This is a genomic window from Cutibacterium sp. LaCa_255 (assembly GCF_057458005.1).
On sequence record NZ_CP190956.1, the window covers coordinates 1,752,926 to 1,768,427 of the forward strand.

The 15,502-nt window shown below is 61.6% G+C and carries 13 protein-coding genes and 1 pseudogene; 4 read left to right on the plus strand and 10 right to left on the minus strand.

Going from position 1 to position 15,502, the window contains the following annotated elements; all coding sequences use genetic code 11:
• Nucleotides 1-17: 17 nt before the first annotated feature.
• The 4 genes from pyrH to ACP8ML_RS07925 form a co-directional block, all read right to left on the minus strand.
• Nucleotides 18-734 carry a UMP kinase gene (gene pyrH, locus ACP8ML_RS07910; protein WP_036975349.1) on the minus strand — a complete coding sequence of 239 codons (717 nt, stop codon included), beginning with the start codon at nucleotides 732-734 and terminating at the stop codon, nucleotides 18-20.
• A 233-nt stretch (nucleotides 735-967) separates the two neighbouring features.
• A complete protein-coding gene (gene tsf, locus ACP8ML_RS07915; protein ID WP_016665750.1) occupies nucleotides 968-1,780 on the minus strand; it encodes a translation elongation factor Ts in 813 nt (270 codons plus the stop codon).
• Nucleotides 1,781-1,815: 35 nt separating this feature from the next.
• Nucleotides 1,816-2,664 carry a 30S ribosomal protein S2 gene (gene rpsB / locus ACP8ML_RS07920; protein ID WP_016665751.1) on the minus strand — a complete coding sequence of 283 codons (849 nt, stop codon included), beginning with the start codon at nucleotides 2,662-2,664 and terminating at the stop codon, nucleotides 1,816-1,818.
• A gap of 325 nt (nucleotides 2,665-2,989) precedes the next feature.
• Nucleotides 2,990-6,298: an endo-beta-N-acetylglucosaminidase gene (locus ACP8ML_RS07925; RefSeq protein WP_117188557.1), complete on the minus strand. Its 3,309-nt coding sequence runs from the start codon at nucleotides 6,296-6,298 to the stop codon at nucleotides 2,990-2,992.
• 326 nt (nucleotides 6,299-6,624) lie between these two features.
• Between ACP8ML_RS07925 and ACP8ML_RS07930 the strand changes: the two genes are divergently transcribed.
• On the plus strand, nucleotides 6,625-7,560 hold the full coding sequence (locus ACP8ML_RS07930) for a tyrosine recombinase XerC (RefSeq protein WP_117188559.1): 936 nt from the start codon (nucleotides 6,625-6,627) through the stop codon (nucleotides 7,558-7,560).
• On the opposite strand, the pseudogene ACP8ML_RS07935 reads toward ACP8ML_RS07930, so the two are convergent.
• A pseudogene (locus ACP8ML_RS07935) lies at nucleotides 7,522-8,273 on the minus strand (peptidoglycan DD-metalloendopeptidase family protein). The gene ACP8ML_RS07930 and the pseudogene ACP8ML_RS07935 overlap by 39 nt on opposite strands.
• A 151-nt stretch (nucleotides 8,274-8,424) precedes the next feature.
• On the opposite strand from ACP8ML_RS07935, the gene ACP8ML_RS07940 reads away from it, so the two are divergent.
• Together ACP8ML_RS07940 and def are read left to right on the plus strand one after the other, a co-directional pair.
• Nucleotides 8,425-9,507, plus strand: a complete 1,083-nt coding sequence (locus ACP8ML_RS07940) for a lactonase family protein (RefSeq protein ID WP_036979503.1) — start codon at nucleotides 8,425-8,427, stop codon at nucleotides 9,505-9,507.
• 66 nt (nucleotides 9,508-9,573) lie between these two features.
• The gene (gene def / locus ACP8ML_RS07945) at nucleotides 9,574-10,176 is read left to right on the plus strand and encodes a peptide deformylase (RefSeq protein ID WP_016665755.1); all 603 of its coding nucleotides are present in this window, start codon (nucleotides 9,574-9,576) and stop codon (nucleotides 10,174-10,176) included.
• Here def and ACP8ML_RS07950 read toward each other — a convergent pair.
• Nucleotides 10,160-10,999, minus strand: a complete 840-nt coding sequence (locus ACP8ML_RS07950; protein ID WP_117188561.1) for a TrmH family RNA methyltransferase — start codon at nucleotides 10,997-10,999, stop codon at nucleotides 10,160-10,162. The two genes, def and ACP8ML_RS07950, sit on opposite strands and share 17 nt — an antisense overlap.
• Nucleotides 11,000-11,031: 32 nt before the next feature.
• Here ACP8ML_RS07950 and ACP8ML_RS07955 point away from each other — a divergent pair, with 32 nt between their 5' ends.
• Nucleotides 11,032-12,018, plus strand: coding sequence for a bile acid:sodium symporter family protein (locus ACP8ML_RS07955; protein ID WP_065673462.1), 987 nt, complete (start codon nucleotides 11,032-11,034; stop codon nucleotides 12,016-12,018).
• Nucleotides 12,019-12,022: 4 nt separating this feature from the next.
• Here the strand turns inward: ACP8ML_RS07955 and ACP8ML_RS07960 are convergent, their stop codons facing one another.
• The 4 genes from ACP8ML_RS07960 to ACP8ML_RS07975 all read right to left on the minus strand — a co-directional run bounded on the left by ACP8ML_RS07960 (nucleotide 12,023) and on the right by ACP8ML_RS07975 (nucleotide 15,485).
• Nucleotides 12,023-13,159, minus strand: a complete 1,137-nt coding sequence (locus tag ACP8ML_RS07960) for an MFS transporter (RefSeq protein WP_065673461.1) — start codon at nucleotides 13,157-13,159, stop codon at nucleotides 12,023-12,025.
• Nucleotides 13,156-13,497 carry an ArsR/SmtB family transcription factor gene (locus ACP8ML_RS07965; RefSeq protein WP_065673460.1) on the minus strand — a complete coding sequence of 114 codons (342 nt, stop codon included), beginning with the start codon at nucleotides 13,495-13,497 and terminating at the stop codon, nucleotides 13,156-13,158. The genes ACP8ML_RS07960 and ACP8ML_RS07965 overlap by 4 nt, the downstream gene beginning before the upstream one ends.
• Nucleotides 13,498-13,666: 169 nt before the next feature.
• Entirely contained in the window at nucleotides 13,667-14,935 is a 1,269-nt protein-coding gene (locus ACP8ML_RS07970; RefSeq protein ID WP_004808720.1) for an SPFH domain-containing protein, read from the minus strand.
• An 85-nt stretch (nucleotides 14,936-15,020) separates the two neighbouring features.
• Nucleotides 15,021-15,485, minus strand: a complete 465-nt coding sequence (locus ACP8ML_RS07975; RefSeq protein WP_004808721.1) for an NfeD family protein — start codon at nucleotides 15,483-15,485, stop codon at nucleotides 15,021-15,023.
• Between the last annotated feature and the right edge of the window lie 17 nt (nucleotides 15,486-15,502).

Sequence of the window (15,502 nt, forward strand, 5' to 3'; positions counted from 1 at the left end):
GGTGTGTCTTCGATGGTTCAGCGATGGACGGTGGTGCCGATCTCCTCACCATTGATGACACGGGCGATGTTGCCCGGGGTCTCGAGGTTGAAGAAGACCATCGTCAGATCGTTGTCCCTGGCCATGGCGACGGCGGTGGCGTCGGCGACCTTGAGGTCACGTGACAGGAACTCGTCGTAGGTCAGTTCATCGAACTTGTGGGCGTTCGGGTTAGTCTTGGGATCGCTGTCGTAGACGCCGTCCACTCCCTGCTTGCCCATGAGTAGGGCATCCGCGCCGATCTCGAGGGCTCGCTGCGCGGCAACGGTGTCGGTCGAGAAGTACGGCATCCCGGACCCAGCGCCGAAGATGACAACTCGTCCCTTCTCCATGTGACGCTCGGCCTTGCGGGGAATGTACGGTTCGGCGACCTGGCCCATGGTGATGGCGGTCTGGACGCGGGTGTCGACTCCGGCCTTCTCACAGAAATCCTGAAGGGCGAGGCAGTTCATGACAGTGCCGAGCATGCCCATGTAATCGGCGCGATCACGCTGCATGCCGCGTTGCTGAAGCTCAGCTCCACGGAAGAAGTTCCCACCTCCGACGACGACGGCCACCTGGACGCCGCTGTTGGCGATATCGGCGATCTCGCGGGCCTTGGCGGCCACGACATCGGCGTCGACACCGATTCCTCCCCCTCCGAAAACCTCTCCGGACAATTTGAGAAGAACTCGGTTGTAGCGCTCTGGCATCATCTCTCCTGGTCGGCGGACATTGACGCGGGATGCGTCACTTCAGCTTAGCCCGAGGATGGCTACCGCCGCAGTTCACCGTGGTCTCGACCGGCATTCACTACCGGGGGGATCCCGTCATGGGTGGCCCGGGACCTCTGAACTCCAGCGAACCCTCGAGTCTGGGAACGACGAACGGCCCCACCACGTGGTGGGGCCGTTCGTGTCAGTCATCCCCGGTTCGTGCCGGGAAGGAATCACTCTCCAGCGGAGAAGCGCACGAAGCGCTTGATGGTGACGTCAGCGGCCTCAAGGGTCTGGGCGACGGACTTCTTGTCGTCGGAGATGGCCGGCTGGTCGAGCAGGCAGTTCTCCTTGTAGAAGCCGTTGAGACGACCTTCGACGATGCGGTCGATGATCTTCTCGGGCTTGCCCTCTTCGCGGGCGATGTCGCCGGCGACAGTGCGCTCGTGCTCGACGACGTCGGCGGGGACCTCGTCACGGGACAGCCAGCGCGGGTTCATGGCGGCGATCTGCAGGCAGACGCCGTGCACGGCCTCCTTGTCGCCACCCTCGTACTCGACCATCACGCCGACCTGCGGGGGCAGGTCCTGGGAACGACGGTGAAGGTAGACGTGAGCGTTGCCGTCGACGTGGGCGGCGTTGGCGAGCTCGATCTTCTCACCGATCTTGGCGGCGAGCTCAGCGAGCTTGTCGGCGACGGTGGTGCCGTCGGCCAGGGTGGCGGCGTTGGCGGCGTCCTTGGAGTCGGCTCCAGCCTTATCGACGGCCTCGGCAATCTCCTTGGCAGTGGCGATGAACTCCTCGTTCTTGGCGACGAAGTCGGTCTCGGAACCGATGTGCACCAGGGAAGTACCGGCAGCGGCGACCAGGCCGTTGCTGGCCTCGCGGTCGGAACGCTTGGCGGCCTTGGCAGCGCCGGAGACGCGCAGAATGTCAACGGCCTTGTCGAAGTCGCCGTCGGCCTCCGTGAGTGCCTTCTTGGCGTCCATCATGCCGGCGCCGGTGGCGTCGCGCAGCTTCTTGACCTCAGCAGCAGTGATAGCCATGGGTAATCTCAGTCCTGTCTAGGCGTGGGCGAACTTCAGTTGGACTTCTCGGCCTCGTCGGCCTTGGGGGCGTCGGCCTTCGGCTCCTCGGCCTCGGTCTTGTTCTCAGCCTTGGCGTCTCCACCCTGGAGGAGCTCACGCTCCCAGTCAGGCATGGGCTCAGCCTCGGCAGCCTGGTCACCGGACTTGGCGGAGGAGCGAGCCATGAGGCCCTCGGCGACGGCGTCGGCGATGATGCGGGTCAGCAGGGACACCGAACGGATGGCGTCGTCATTGCCCGGGATCGGGTAGTCGACCTCGTCCGGGTCGCAGTTCGTGTCGAGGATGGCGACAACCGGGATCTTGAGCTTGCGAGCCTCGTCAATGGCGAGGTGCTCCTTCTTGGTGTCGACAACCCAGATGGCCTGAGGAGTCTTCGGCATGTCGCGGATGCCACCGAGGTCCTTGGCCAGCTTGTCCTTCTCACGGGAGAGCATGAGCAGCTCCTTCTTCGTGAGACCGGAGCCAGAGACCTTGTCGAAGTCCATGGCCTCGAGCTCCTTGAGTCGGGCGATGCGCTTCGAGATGGTCTGGAAGTTGGTGAGCATTCCGCCGAGCCAACGCTGGTTGACGTAGGGCATGCCAACGCGGCTGGCCTGCTCGACGATGGACTCCTGAGCCTGCTTCTTGGTGCCGACGAAGAGAATCTGGCCCCCCTTGGCGACAGTCTCCTTGACGAAGGCGTAAGCCTTGTCGATGTAGGTCAGCGACTGGTGCAGGTCGATGATGTAGATGCCGTTGCGCTCGGTGAAGATGAAACGCTTCATCTTCGGGTTCCAGCGACGGGTCTGGTGTCCGAAGTGAACGCCGCTCTCGAGGAGCTGGCGAGTGGTGACGACGGCCATGACCGTGTCCTTCCTCATCAGGGCACACCACGGGTGTGCCAAACGGTTGTGCGGCGACGCGGGATTGCGTCACCTCCTGATGCATCACCGTTCGCCCGCCTGCCGTGGCAGGACCGTGGGCGTCCGGTGTCGATGACATCGATGCATGCGAAGTCAGCCCGAAAGAGTCCGGACTGCGTGTCTAGTTTATGACGCTGATCGAAGATTGGGCCAATTCATGACAGCGGACTGTGTGCAACCAATGGTGTTGGGCGACGACACCGTCAACGCCGTCATCCAACACCGCCATCACCCTGCCGCTACGCGGACAGCAGGGCGCCCGCCGTCAGAAGCCGGTGTGGGGCATCATGCTGGGGCGTTCCTTCCGCATGGTTTCATGCCACTGCGAATGTGATGTCACGACCGGCGAGCGACCCATACCTGTTGTGTTTGTGTCTGGAATACGCGGGGCAGTAACGATTGGAGTATTCGACGTCTCACCAGACGCGCCTGTTGGCTTAGGTGCCGTAGACGACGTAGATGGGGCGGCAACGGTCTCCACGACGACCTCCTCGCTAGCACTATTTCCGTACACATCGGTCGCCTCGACGACAATTCTCTGTGTTCCAGTAGCTGTCGGGCTGCCCGATAACGTCCCACTGAGAGGCGTCAGTCCATCACCGGACATGTCACTACGCCACAACAGTCCATCGGGTAAAGACCCACGGATCCGCCATGACAACGGCGCTGCTGCGCTTACCGTCATGGTGACCGGGTCAATCTCATGCCCCGCCGTGACTTTCTGGGTGCCCTTGCCCCTGACTGTGAACGATGGCTTGATGGTCGGTATCACTAGACCGTAACCCTTGATCATGAACCTCTGAACTGTTGTGTTCCCGGCATAATCGGTGACAGTCGTCACGAGAGTTCCGTCGGCTGCTGGAAAACGGTGAAAAGCTGTCGGATCGTCAGTGGTAGGACTGGCACCCCAGCCTCCGCGCACCGAACCTCCACGACGAATCTTGGTGATCAGCGAGGACGTACCGTCCATTCCCTGCCATGCCACGTCAAGCTGGTACCAGTCGGGCGAGGTGAGATTGCGCATGTGAAACCCGGAATGATCCTCGTCAATGACGATGTCGTTGAGGGTCACCGGGGCAGCCCACGAATCGTGGGTCCGCCCCCTATACGACAGCCCTTGGTCTTTATCCGAGCTAATCGTCAGGTCGTAGGGATATCCCTCGCGCACAGGCACCGGCACCGTGGCTGACCCCGTGGAGCAGGGAACTGTCAGGCCATATGGCTGATTGTCAATCTCGCCAGGGGCGATATCAACGAGGCTGACGTGGATACGGCATGTCCCGGCAAGGCCCTTCGGGTCCCACGACACATCGAGATTGCCCGGAGTGGCCGCCTCCGTGAGCAGTTTCGAGGCCGTGGGAGATTCAGCCACCTTGATACGACGCGGCTGGGTCGAGTAATCAAAGACGGCCGTCGTAGGCTTCGAGACCTGACCGTCGTGACCGACAGCACGCACCGCAAAAGTCACCCTTCCCCTAGCGTCGGGAACTTTCTTGACATAGGCCAGATCGGTATATCCCGATGTCAGGTGGACAGTCTTGCCATCGGATCCAGTAGCGTCCACCACATACTCGGACACGTCCTCGAAGGGTGCGGTCTGCCACGACAAGACGGCCTGCCCATCGTCGTACACCTTGTCTAGTTTTACCCGATTGGGAGCCTCGGGCGCCTTGGCACCGTCACGTACCGATATCGAGCCGATGTTCATCTGGTAGTGAGACGAGGGGTCAAACTGAAGACCGATGGTGGTGATAGTTCGCCCTGCGAACCGCCCTAGGTCAAGGGTGGAGGTAGTCCACTGCCCACGGGCAGCACTCTGAGGCACCGCGAGGTTGATGACCTGCCCGGGGTGATCAGCGAAGACGAGGGCAACCTTCATGGCCCCTCCACTCGCCGAACTCTTGCGGAAAGTGAGTGGCATCGTAGTGTTGCCGCCCACCGCCAGCCGAGTTTTGAACAGCTTCAATGTCGTTTGCCGACTCATGTCACCGTGGACGACGAGGGATGAGCCCCCTCTCCATCCCCCGATTTGTTGGTAGGGGGTCTTCATCGAGACGCCGTCGACGCTTCTACGCTGTTCGGTCGGGCCGTAGTCGAAATCAACCGATGGTCGGGAACCTTTGGTGTCAATCCACCACTGCCAACTCGGCAGGATGGACTGGGCATCCATGTTGGTCCATGAGCGCGAGTTGGAGACCTCGCCATCGTGGTACCACTGCATGCCGTGACCGGTATTGAAATCAGTGTGGAAGCGTGACCCCGAAATGACCGACCTGGCCGGAGTGAAGTCGGCCACCCCAACCCATGATGAGGAGTCCTTGACGCCAACCTCAGGCCGGGAATGCCCTGGGTGTGACCCGGTGTCCTGCGGGTTAGATGCAACTCCCGAAAAGTACATCCTTTCACGTTCAGAAACCATCCATTGATAGGAATCCTGCTGGAACAGCGGAATGGACTTACTGACATTCTTGGGTTTAACATCGTCCGCCAGTCCCCGCTGGTACATATCGCTCGGGGTAAAGAGGGCAACCGATGCCTTCGGACTGTGATCCTCAACAGATTTGTAGAGACTCGGAAGCCGGGAGGCCGACGGGTGTTTCCCGTCGAACCGAGCCTGATTAGCTTCGACTCCGAAGAAGAGTGATTTGTGCGGATCATATCCGCTGGCCCTGGCAGCGACAACCGACTGGTCCTGAGAGCCTGGCCACGTGTAGTTTAGGAACACTGAATCCATGATCTTGCCATGATCAAGCAAGTTGGATTTCGATGTCGAGAAGCTACCCGAAGAATTCGTGTACCACTGTGTGTAGAGACCTTTGGACGTCAGGTAGCTCATGAAAGGCTTGAATCGAGGATCTCGAAGGTTACCCTCTTCCTCATTAAGGAAGTACCCATCGAAACCGAAGTAACGTGCCATTTCGACCAACTTCTCGGCAATAATGTATCCTTCAGAATTCGGATCTTTATCAAAGGCCTCAGCAAACGTGAGACCGGGACGAAACGCCGGGTCAAAGTAGATCGTGCCGATGGATTTAACACCATTGCGATGGGCAGCGTTAGTGTAGGCGGCATTCGGGATGTCGACAATACCGAACTCGAAGTTGCGGGTGCGCCAATCACTGGTGGCGGGATCATACAACGCTTCAGGAGTGCGGGCTGTCGCAGAGCCATGCCAAGGACTCCAGTAGTCCACGTACTGCCAGAAATTAAGGACATTGTTCGCAAATCCATCATTATTCCGGAAATTCCCGAAAAATGAGTTGCCGTAGTCGCCCTGCATAAGCATAACCTCGGCCTTACCGTCAAGGTTGCGGCGAATCTGAGTGCCAGGGTCGCGGGCGATGCGCGACTGCAGCGGAACCTGAGCTCGCAGATAGGAGGCGTATGGGTCAGTCTGGGGACTCCAGGTACGGATGTCTTGCAGACGATGACCGGCATTGCGGGGCTGGGCCGACGCTAACACCCGATCCCCGACAGGGGCGACGCTGTCGTCAGCCTGCGCAGTCAACCCGCAGCCGACAATCCCTCCGAGTCCAACGATGACAGCCAGACCAGCAATAAGTAGTCGCTTCATAGTGGTCCTTTCAGCGGTGAAAGTAACACTACGCTAAACCGGATTAGTATATGGCGTCAAGGCCACATCATAACTCGAGTAACATGCCAGCCAACTATCTCCGACACCTCACCGTGCACACTGGCACAGCTGATTCTTGATCCGACCCACGCCGCGGCGTACCGATCCGTCACGTCATGGCTCCACTGCCTCTATCCGACTGTTCGATATCTCTCTCCAACCGTCCGATTCGCGAGCAATATGACCGCCATACATCTGCTCAATCCTCAACCACCTCCGCGTGTCCACTTCGTCATCCCGACAGTGACAGGCCACAGTGGGAATCGATGAATCCCCGCCCTGACTCCCCGCGCCTTCCGAGTGCGCTCTCGGTGCCCATCGAGGACTTCTCCGATCATCTCGCAACCCTGCATCGCTCCCCCAACACCATTCGTAGCTACCGGGCTGACCTCACCGACCTCATGGAGCACGTGCACGACCACGGTGTCAACTCGATCGGACACATCGATACGGCCCGCGTGCGAGCCTGGCTGGCCGACACCCGGCTGGCTGGCGCAACGGCGGCCACCATGCAGCGCCGCTGGTCAGCGGCGCGGGTCTTCTTCCGATGGGCATCCAACGAGGGGCTCATCGACGGAGACCCGACGACCGCCCTGTCCTCGGCCAAGGCTCCGAAACGTCTGCCGACCACCCTCGGCGTCGAGCAGGCACGCCACATCCTTGACGATGCGGTTGCCGAGGCGCGCAGCGATGAGTCACCGCAGGGTGCCCGTGATGCCGCCATCCTGGAAGTGCTCTACGGAGGCGGCCTGCGCGTCGGTGAGCTGTGTGGTCTGGACCTGGGTGACGTCGACCGCTCTCGCCAGACGGTGCGAGTGACCGGCAAGGGAAACAAGCAACGCACCGTGCCGATGGGAGGGCCCGCGCTGCGCGCTGTCGACGAATGGCTGGGGCGTCGTCAGGAATGGGTCTGCTCCACCTCTGGAAGGGCACTCTTCCTCGGCACCCGTGGTGGTCGGATCGATCAACGAGTGGTGAGACGCATCGTTCACACCCATCTGCGAGCCGAACCGGATTCCCCCGACCTGGGGCCCCACGGACTGCGTCACGCCATGGCGACGCACCTTCTGGAGGGCGGAGCTGATCTACGAACCGTCCAGGACATGCTGGGACATGAATCACTGGCCACCACTCAGATCTACACGCACGTATCCACCGAGAGACTACGGACGGCTTTTCGTCAGGCTCACCCCAGGGCGTGACCCCTTCGGGTCACGGCCCGAGCCACCTGGTCGTCGACGAGGAGCACCCCATCACGACCGGCTCCCAGCCATGGCGGCATCAACGTACCGGCAGACCTCATACGAGGTTTCGCGCCGGGAAGCTCCAAGGGATGGCGAAGGTCCCGTCTGACCGACACCACCCGAGCTCGCCCCTGCATTGGCAGGAGACGTACCTCGGTGTCCAACAGGGTCATCGGATTCTGATACTCAGTTCCTTTCTTGAGTCCCCAGTGCAGACAAGTCCGGGAACATGGTGGTCCCACGCCCACTAGCCCAATGACCTGACCGGGAATGACGACGTCACCGACCGCCACGACAGGAACCACCGGCATGTGGGTGGTCCGCCGTCCGTCGGGCAACATGATGCTGACCACCCCGGTGCCGGCGACTTGTCCGGCGAAGACGACGACCCCAGCTGTGACGGTCCTCACCGGCTCCCCCGGCGATGCCGAGAACTCCACCCCACGGCTGCCGGGCAACCACGGCTTGGCCGGAGGATCGAACCCCTTGATGACGGGACCGGGCACGGGAGGACGCCTCCGGGCCGGCACGCCACGATCACCTGTCGGTCGTGCTCGCCACGACAGAGCTTCCGCGGACGGAGCCGCAACGCTGCGCGTAGGGGCAGGCAAGACCAACAGGCATGTCCCGATGACGATGATCAACACACTGATACAGACAGATTTCCTCACATCTTCAGTTGTCGTCCGAGCCCGCGACATCCGCCATCATCTTTCTGGCCTGTGGACAACCACACGACATTGGATGTCATTGCTTGTGGACAACCCCACGTCCTGCGTCATGTGGCCTTATGGAAGGCTCATCGTGAGTAGGCTGCCAATCATGGCCCTCACCCCAGTTCTTGCCTGCCATCGCACCACCGATGTCTCAGTTGGAGGTATCACCGCATGGCAGCTGACCGATGATTCCGACGGGCTCCACACCGAGATCGTCGGCAGCTGCCAGCTCGGGGATGCGTCCTGGGTGACGCCGCTGTACAACGTGGTTGCCGTGCTCTGCGAACGTGACAGCACCCTGTGGCTAGTCCACCCCGGACGCCAGTTCCAGGTTGTCGGAACCGTCGAGCTGGAAGGCCAATCGCCCTGTCACGGTACCGTCGATCCCACCGGTCGACTCATGGCGATCGCCGACTACGCCTCCGGTCAGGTTGAGTTCGTGGATCTGTCGGACCTGACCCGGCCGACGGTTCGTCACGTCCTGGATCTGGGCCAGGACCGCGCCTTCCCCGGCCCGCTGCCTGACCGTCAGGAAGGGCCTCACGCCCACCAGGTGACCTGGTTGGATCGCGCTCACCTCGCCGTCACCGACCTGGGGGCCGACCGTGTCTGTTTCCTGCGCTGGAGCGAGGCTGGTCCTGAGATCATCGGTTCTCTCAAGACCCCTGCCGGTATGGGCCCTCGTCACCTCACCCTCACCGAGGACGGCCGCAAGCAGATCCTGACCGTCGCCGGAGAATTGTCCGGAACGGTTAGCACTTGGTCCCGGCCCACCGGACACGACATGTGGGCTCGGGATTGGCGATTCGTCACCGAGACGCCGTCATCGCGGTGGTCAAAGGTCCCTTCTCGGGGAGGTTATCCCTCCCAAGCACCTGCCCAGCCGTCTGCAATCGTGTCCTCCCCGGATGGCCAACACTTCGTCGCCAACCGTCTGGTGGGAAGTGTCGGGGTGTTGGAAGGCCGGTTCGGACGACTCGAACTGGTTGACGAATTCGACGGCACCGGGGCCAATCCGCGTGACATCACCGTGACCACGCAGGGCGGCACCCGAGTCTGGGCCGCACTGCCGGAAGAGGGCCACATCGCGATTCATTGCCGCGACGACCAGACCGGCGAGTGGCAGGTCGAGACCACCATCGACCAACCCGGGGTCATGCGGGTGCTCGTCGGCCCAACCATCGGGTGATCACGGGCACCTGCCCACTCGTGAGACAATCACCCCCGGACATTCATCAACCTCAGGAGATCAGCCATGCGCAAGCACACCCCCAATGACGACCCCCGTTGGGAGGATCTGTTCAAAGGTGGGTCCCTGCGCCGGGTCACCCGGTGGGGGGAGCCTGTTCTCCACGCCCAGACCCGCCCCGTCACCGAGTTCAACGAGGACCTGACGACCCTCATTCGTGACATGTTCACCACCATGGACGCCGCCGACGGTGTGGGTCTGGCCGCAACCCAGGTGGGGGTTGACCTGTCTCTGTTCGTCTACATCTGCCCGGACGCCGACAACATCGTCCACCATGGTGCCTTCTGCAACCCGGTCGTCACCCTGCCGGAGGGACGCGATCGCCGCCTCGAGGCGGCTGACGAAGGCTGCCTCTCCTGGCCCGGCGGATTCCAGTCCCTGGCCCGCCCCGACCTGGCCACCTGCACAGGCCAGGATCCCTGGGGCAACGACATCACCGTCACCGGAACCGGTTTCTTCGCCCGCTGTCTGCAGCACGAGACCGACCACTGCAACGGAGTCGTCTTCGGGGACCGGCTCTCCAAGCGTTCACGTCGCAAGCTCGACGAGCAGCACGACAAGGTGGCCCATCTCTACCCCGACGACTGGCCGCTCACCCCGAAGGGCTGATTCGTGAGGGCGTGACGTCCCGCAACTCGTAGCAGGCCACCGCTGCGGCTGCTGCGACGTTGAGGGAGTCCACTCCTCCGGCCATCGGGATGCGCACCACGACGTCGGCCTGACTGATCCAGTGGGACGACAGACCCGCCCCCTCAGTGCCCATGAGCAGGGCAACCTTCCGTGGGTTGGCTCGCAGGTCCGCGGAGAACTCGTCCAGGGTGACCGAGTCGTCACTCAGGGCCATTGCCGCCACCGTGAAGCCATGGTTTCGCAGCTCGTCGAGACCACCTGACCAGTCCTCGAGCCTGGCCCAGGGCAGCTGGAAGACGGTTCCCATCGACGTCTTGATGGCTCGACGGTAGAGCGGATCGGCAGCGCGGGGGGCCAACAGGACACCGTCCCACCCGATGCCTGCGACACACCGGATGATCGCGCCGACATTGGTGTGGTCCACGATGTCCTCGCACACCACCAGTCGGCGAGCATCCGTGAGATCGGCGGCGCTCCAGCGGGTCTGTCGACACATCGACGCCAGAGCACCACGGTGGACGTGGAACCCGGTCACCTGCTCGGCCAGGGCTTCGGAGACGACGTAGACCTCGACGTCAAGGTCGTCGAAGAGATCGCGCAGACCGTCGATCCAGCGAGGAGCCAGCAGGAATGATCTGGGCGGGTACCCCGCCTCACAAGCGCGCCGGATGACCTTGGCCCCCTCCGCGATGAAGAGCCCATGCTCAGCCTCCAAGGACTTTCGCAAGTTGACGTCGCGCAAGCTGACGTAGTCGGCCAGGCGCGAGTCGGCCGGATCGTCGATGTCTATGAACGTTGCCACCGCTCCAACCTACCGGTGGCTATCGTGGGCAGGTGAGTTCCGCCAAGCCACGCCGCAAGCTGCCCATCGACGGATTCGTCATCGCCATCGTCGTGACGGCCATCATTGGGTCGATCTTTCCTGCCACGGGGCCGGCTGTACCCGTCGTCGATCACGGCGTCACTGTCCTTATTTTTATCCTGTTCTTCCTCTATGGTGCCCGGCTGGAACCCCGCGAAACTCTCGACGGTCTCAAGAATTGGAAATTACAGGGAGCGATCCTGGTCTCTACCTTCGTCGTCTTTCCGCTCGTCGGACTGGCAATGCACGGCCTAGTGCCTTGGGCGATACCCAAAACCCTGTACGTCGGGATGTTGTGGATTTGCCTGGTGCCCTCGACGGTGCAGTCGTCGATCAACTTCACCTCAATCGCCCACGGCAACGTCGCGGGGGCCATCGTTGCAGCAACCACGTCGAATCTCTTGGGGACCTTCCTCACCCCCGTCCTGGCCCTCCTCATGATGTCGACGAGCGGCGGGCTGACGATTCAGGCGTCAAGCTTTCTTGATGTCATCATCCAATTGCTGCTGCCGTTTGTGTTGGGCCAGCTGTCACGTCGGTGGACCGCAGATTTCGTCACAAGGCACCGTAAGCCACTCAAATTTGTCGATCAGGGGTCAATCATCCTCGTCGTCTATTCGGCATTTTCAGAAGGTATGCGCGAGCACATGTGGTCCTTGGTGTCACCGGCATCGATGATCGTCCTGACCCTCATATGCCTGGTCCTGTTGTTCTTCATGCTGTGGTTGACCTGGGCAGGAGCCGGATGGCTCGGCTTCGACCGTGACGACCGCATCGCCATACAGTTTTGCGGCACCAAGAAATCGCTGGCCACCGGCCTACCGATGGCGACGGTGCTGTTCGCGGGACAGCCGGTCGGTCTCATCGTGCTGCCCCTCATGATCTTCCACCTGGCCCAGCTCATCGCTTGCGGAGTGCTGGCGGGACGCTATGCCCGCCAGCGGGAAACCACACAATGACGCGTCATGTCGACATCCGAATTCGCACAAGCTGAAGCAGGAACGCAACAATGACCGGGATTGCGGCGACATGTGCCAGGCTTTCACCGACGAATCCTTGGTCAACCAGGGCCGCGCCAGCCATCGATCCAATCGCCGATCCCAAATAATTTGCCGACGCGTTTGCGGCAACGGCTGTCGTGCCATCATGGGGATTGTCCACCATAAGGGTGTGCTGCTGAGGGGCGAGTGACGCCCACCCCAGCATCCCCCAGCACAAAATGCTCATGGCCACAACGATGACCGATGGGTTCCAGGCCAGTATCAGGAATGCGAGTAAGAGCAATGCGGTGATCAAGGCCGTCACGGCAGTCGAACGTTGTGCCGCGTCAACCACACGACCTACAAACAATGCACCTATGGCACCACCTATCCCCCACACCCATATCAGCCATACATGGGCCGAACTCAGGCCCAGGCCGTCAAGCAGAGGTATGAAATAGGTGTACAGCCCCAGTGAAGCGATCCCGGTACATAGAGTCACCAGCATGGTAACCACGTTTGACGCCTTGCCGAGAGTCGCAAAGCGTGCACCCGCAGAGGGGGTTTCCACATTCGCTATCCGGCCACGACCAAGCAGACCTATTCCCAGCATCGCGCATAGCCCGACCCCGACGATGAGGCCAAAGGTCCACCTCCACGAGGCCCAGTCAGCCACCATCAGCCCGAGCGGAACCCCAAACACAGTGCCGCATGCCAAACCCGCAAGGATCAAGGACAACGCGCGTCCCCTCCGGTCAGCCGAAACGCTGTGTGCGGCCACCGCCGACGACAGTGGAGAGTAAACACCGGCCGCAGCACCTGCAAGAAGCCGCGACGCGATAAAAATTGCAACTGTCGTCGCCAATGCGGAGATGATGTTTGATGCTACGAAGAGGGACAGCGCTAGAAGGAGTGACCGAGCGGCCCGCCTGCCAGCAACACCTGCAAGAACAGGCCCAGATATCGCGTAGGCAGCTGTGAAGGCCGCAACACCCAGCCCGACCGTGCCCGAACTGCTGCCGAGATCCGATGCGATCTTGGGCAACATGCCTGCAATGACATAAGCATCGAGACCGAGGGCGACGGTTCCCACAAAATAAGGCCACAACCTGCCGATCACGAGGCTGAGTCCTCACGGGAGACGTCGGCCGCCAAGCCGGCAAGGACCGAGTCGAGTAAACCCGGAAAACGGTCGTTGAGGTCTCGGGCGCGCAGCGAAATCAGGCAGGACCTGCCTTGAGAGCGGGTAAAGGTGATCCCGTTCTCCCGAAGGATACGGGTGTGATACGTCAAGGTTGAGCGCGGCAGATCATCCGCCAAGTCAAGGCTGTCTGCCTCCTCGACCAGCGACAGGCGGCGCACCATCTCAAGACGAATCGGATCACTCAACGCATAGAGAACCCGCGGAAGGAGAATCTCCGACGCGTCAGGATGGACATATGTTCGAGACGGGGACATGGGACTCCTCAACACGGATACGACAACTGTGCATGTTTTCTTGCACGATAATCATGCAAGAAAACATGCACAGTGTCAATGGCCCCCATCGTCGTAGCGTGCCGCGTATCGGCGCCCCGTCCGTTGATAGCAGAGAGGCCGAGGCCATCATGGCCCCGGCCCAACTACCTCACTGATCCTGTGAAGGCCGCTGCCCTCCAAAGTGCTGATCACCGACGTACTGGGTGTTGGCCGGTTGATCAACCTGGTCTCCAGGAACTCCTTGTCGCCCCTGATCAGCAGCAGTCGACTCGGACTGAGCTTCAACCTGGGCAAGGGCCGAGGCGCCAGGAACCTGGCTCGGCTCCTTGTGACGTTTGCCTGACAGCCCCGGATTCTCCAGCTTGGCAGCTTCCTGAATGGCCTGTTGGACGGTGGCCTCGGAAGCCTCCTTCTCCTCAGCCTTCTGAGCCTCGATCTCGGCGAAGACGTCAACCTTCTCCGGCGCGGTGAACCGGCTCGGATCGGCGACCGAGAATCCACCCTCGTCGGACCCCTGAGGTGCACCGCCAGCCATCGATCCCAGCCCCTTGAGGGCGTCATTGAGCTCGGACGGTACGACCCAGACCTTGTTGGAGTCACCGCGAGCCAGGGTCGGCAGCATCTGCATGTACTGGTAGGCCAACAGGCCTTGGTCGGGCTGACCGGCATGGATGGCATTGAACACCGTCGTGATGGCCTGGGCCTCGCCCTCGGCCCGCAGCATCTGGGCCTGACGGTCGGCCTGGGCTCGCAGCACGGCAGCCTCGCGATCACCCTGGGCACGCAAGATGGCGGACTCCCGGTCACCACCGGCCGACAGGATCTGAGACTGACGCTGACCTTCCGCCAACAGAATGGCGGCCCGCTTGTCACGCTCGGCCCGCGCGCCCTTCTCCATCGCGTCGCGGATGGTAGGCGGCGGCTCGATAGCTCGCAACTCCACGCGATTGACCTTGATACCCCACTTTCCGGTGGCCTCATCGAGGACCGACCGAAGCTTCTGGTTGATCTCCTCGCGGCTGGTGAGAGCGGCCTCCATGTCCATGCCACCGATGATGTTTCGCAGCGTCGTCATGGTGAGCTGCTCGATGGCCGTCTTGTAGGACTGGGCCTCGTAAGCGGCGCGCTCGGGGTCAACGATCTGGAAGTAGATGACCGAGTCGATGTTCACCATCAGGTTGTCCTCGGTGATGACTCCCTGCGGCGGGAAGGGGACGACCTGCTCACGCATGTCGAGGTTGTACTGCACGCGATCGATGATGGGGATGACCAGGTGGGGGCCGGGGGTGAGTCGTCGGTTGAACTTTCCGAGCCGCTCGACCAAGCCAATCTTCTGCTGGTGGATGATCTTGATGCTCGAGGCCAGGAAGGCGACGAGCAGCGCAATGATCACCAGAACCACGATGAACTGGGGCATGGAAACTCCTGCAAGGGATCTTGGACCGTGCCGGTCACAACCCGGCACCGCCTACATCATCCCAGATCAGGGGCAAATCTCCAGATCACGGACCGAGGCTCTTGAAAACTGGATATACGACGAGGGTTGTCCCGTCCACTTCGAAGACCTCAACCTTCTCGCCTGAGGCAATTGTCATGCCGGGCTCGACCGACCGAGCCGACCACTCCTCGCCGTCAACCTTGACTTGTCCGTGCCCATCGGTGATCTCACTGGTCGCGACGCCGTTGGAGCCAACCAACTTGTCCAAGGACGAACGGTATCCAGGAGCCTCTCGCACCCGTCGCAACAGGGTGGGACGCAGCACCGCCAGCATGAGGATGGCAACGGCCACGGCCACGATCGCCTGGACCAGAATCATCCCCGGCAGGAAGAAAGCTGTGAGGGCACCAGCAGCCGCTCCACCAGCCAGCATGAGCAGGGTGAAATCACCGGTGAGCATCTCAGTGCAGGCCAGCACCGCCGAGCCGACCAGCCAGACCAGCCACGGCCAGTCCTCGAAGGGCTCCATCACGGCGTTCTCCCGTC